Origin of the sequence: Paraburkholderia sp. J11-2 (assembly GCF_905220185.1) — a bacterium.
Classification (GTDB): Bacteria; Pseudomonadota; Gammaproteobacteria; order Burkholderiales; family Burkholderiaceae; genus Paraburkholderia.
The window spans coordinates 1-2879 of record NZ_CAJMYY010000069.1 but is presented as its reverse complement, the minus strand read 5'-3'; the positions used below and the strand labels follow the sequence as shown (position 1 = coordinate 2879).

At 62.5% G+C, this 2879-nt stretch carries 1 protein-coding gene and 1 pseudogene; one reads left to right on the top strand and one right to left on the bottom strand.

Annotated elements, in window-relative coordinates; genetic code table 11:
* The first annotated feature begins 428 nt into the window (after positions 1-428).
* The gene (locus tag U5A57_RS41090; protein ID WP_415774719.1) at positions 429-1856 is read left to right on the top strand and encodes a UvrD-helicase domain-containing protein; all 1428 of its coding nucleotides are present in this window, start codon (positions 429-431) and stop codon (positions 1854-1856) included.
* Positions 1857-1898: 42 nt separating this feature from the next.
* Here the strand turns inward: U5A57_RS41090 and U5A57_RS41085 are convergent.
* Positions 1899-2723 (bottom strand): annotated as a pseudogene (locus U5A57_RS41085) (PDDEXK nuclease domain-containing protein); the annotation flags it as partial.
* Positions 2724-2879 lie beyond the last annotated feature (156 nt).

Below are 2879 nucleotides of genomic sequence, written 5' to 3'. Positions count from 1 at the left end.
CGCATGGGCGTCTATGGCGATGAGGTCCTTAAACGCAAGAAGTCCGAGTGCGGATACCGCTCGCTTTCGACGGGTCCGACGGGTCCGATGGGATTCGGTAGCTCTTCTTTACATAATAAAGGTGATAAACTCTTAATCTGCACTCCTATGTTTCTGAGCTGAAGCAACGGTGGTTTCAGATCAATCGGATGGCGAAAATGGGCTTGACCTTGTTGACGCGTGACGGGCTCCGCTGCCTTGCTCAACGTCAGGTGGGCTGTTTCCGGTGCTCAAATGCTCGACCGTGCTAATGATGCCCCCGCAGCCGGGCTGCTCGATCGGCTGTGGGCTATGCGAGAATCAGCAGATCCATATCGCCAGGGGCGATCGCACATGAGGTCTGGTATCGCGTGAAGAGAAGCTTGATTCCTACGGCAGAGCAGCAGGCCGTGGTCGACGCGGCGCTTTGCGCCGGCGACCTGAAGGTCAAGGCATTTGCCGGCGCAGGCAAGACTTCGACACTTCAGCTCGTGGCAGAGCAGTTCGGCCCGCAGCGCGGTATGTACCTCGCCTTCAATCGGGAAATTGCCGCGAGCGCAGCCCGGCGCTTCCCGCCTCACGTCGTCTCGCGGACGATGCATTCGCTGGCATGGGCCTCCGTCAGTCCGTCGCTGCGAAGCCGGATGAGTCTTCAGGGCGAGCCGCCGCATGAACTGGCTGCACGCTACGGGCTTGGTCCGCTGGAAGTGCGCACGGTGACGGGAAAGGCTGTCGAGATTGCTCCGTTCGAGATCGGGCGGATGATTGCCGACGGGCTCGACCGGTTCTGCCGTTCCGCGGATCTTCAGCCGGCAACGCAGCATATCGTCGTCGACGAAAAGATCGACGGCGAGGTGGCCGCGCAACTGCGCGCCTACCTGCTGCCTTACGTTGGGCGGCTGTGGGAAGAGGGCGCAGCCACTCGCGCTGCGAGCGCCATTTCACCGGACGTGCTCCTGAAACTCTGGGCACTCGCCGAGCCGCGCATCGAAGCCGATTTCATCCTCTTCGACGAGGCGCAGGACAGCGACGGTGTGATGCTTTCGGTCCTTGGCCGGCAGCGCCGCGCGCAGATCATCTACGTGGGCGACCCTTACCAGCAGATCTACGAGTGGCGGGGAGCGGTCAACGCGATGGCGCAGATCGACGCGCCCGAATGTGCGCTCACGGAGTCGTTCCGCTTTGGCGACACGTTCGCGGCGCTCGCGAGCCGTCTGCTCACGCTGCTGGGCGAACGCACGCCCATCCGGGGACAGGAAGCGATCGGCTCGCTCATGGTGGAAGATCCCGCGCTGGCGCCGCCGGTCGACGCGATCCTGTGCCGGAAGAACGTTACGGCGATCTGGCAGTTCGCCGCGGGACTCGAAGCGGGACATCGACCGGCAATCCGGATGAGTTCGGCCGAGATTCTCGCTTACGCTGATGGCGTGGACCGGTTGCTGGCCGGCCAGCGGGCGTTCCGCCCGGCGGCGCTTTCGCTGTTCGAGAACTGGAGCGAGGCGCAGGCGTTCGCGCGCAGTGCGTTTGGCCAGGACCTGCTGCCGGTGGTGCGCATCGTCGACGAGCTGGGTACAGGCTATCTGCGGGCCCTGGCACAGCGCTCGGCGGCGGAAGGCGCCGCCGACTATGTGATCTCGACCGTCCATCGCGCCAAGGGCCTCGAATGGAAACGGGTCAGGGTGGCCGACGATTTCCGCCTGCGGGGTGCCGAGGGCAACCCGATGCCGGACGACGATGAGTTGCGCCTGCTCTACGTGGCCGTGACCCGCGCACAGCATGTCCTCGATATCTCCGGATTGCGCGATGAGCTGCTGCGGCTTTTCAGTCTCCGGCGCTAGCGTCTGCGGGTGAAAGCGCCGTGGGCGGTTGCCCAATGATGTTTATGCGGTGCCGTTCGGCAGGTCGGGGCGCAGTTCGGCCTCGATCTGATCGATGGTCGGCAGACCGGTCTCCAGCGAGGGTGGGACCTCGCGCATCAGTTGATACTCGGCCACGCCCATTGGCTTGGCCACGCCACGCAGTGCATATTCCGCCACGAGCCGGTTCTTCTCCTTGCACAGCAGCAGGCCGATGGTCGGCTGGTCCTCGGCTGCCTTCACCTGCGCATCGATCGCGGACAGGTAGAAGTTCAACTGCCCCGCGTATTCGGGCTTGAACGGCGTCGTTTTCAGTTCGACGACGACATAACAACGCAGCTTGAGGTGGTAGAAAAGTAGATCGACGAAAAACTCGTCACCCGACTTCCAGCCAGTACTGGCGACCCACGAACGCGAACCCGGCGCCCAGTTCAAGGAGGAAACGCGTGATGTGCTGCGTGAGCGCGCGCTCGATGTCTCGCTCCTGGGCATTCTCGGTCAGGCCAAGGAAGTCGAAGATATAGGGATCCTTGAGCGTGTCGCGCGCGAGATCGGATTGCGGGGGTGGCAGGCGTTCCGCAAAGTTGGTGACCGCATTGCCGGCGCGCGCGTGCGCGGCCGTCTCGATCTGCATGTGCGCGACCAGCGGTGTTCGAGCGCCTTGGCGGCATACCAGTCTCGATGCGCGGTATCTTTGACCTTGTCGAGCAAGGTGCAAAGGTGGAGCCACGGCAATTGTGCAGCAGGCTGCTGCACAACTTCCGGATCCGGCCATGCCAGGGCAAAGGCGCGCATGTATTTCAGGTTGCGCGGAGAGAACCCTCGCATATCCGGGAATGCAGACTTCAGGCTACCAAGGCGGCCAAATTGCTTCGACCAGGATTTAAGGGACATAACATCCACTTGAAGCTATGTCCGTGTCGGGAAGTATGGCAAACTATGTGCATGGTTCATGCACATCGGAGATGCACATGATTAATACGCCTGTGGCGCAACCCGATGCCG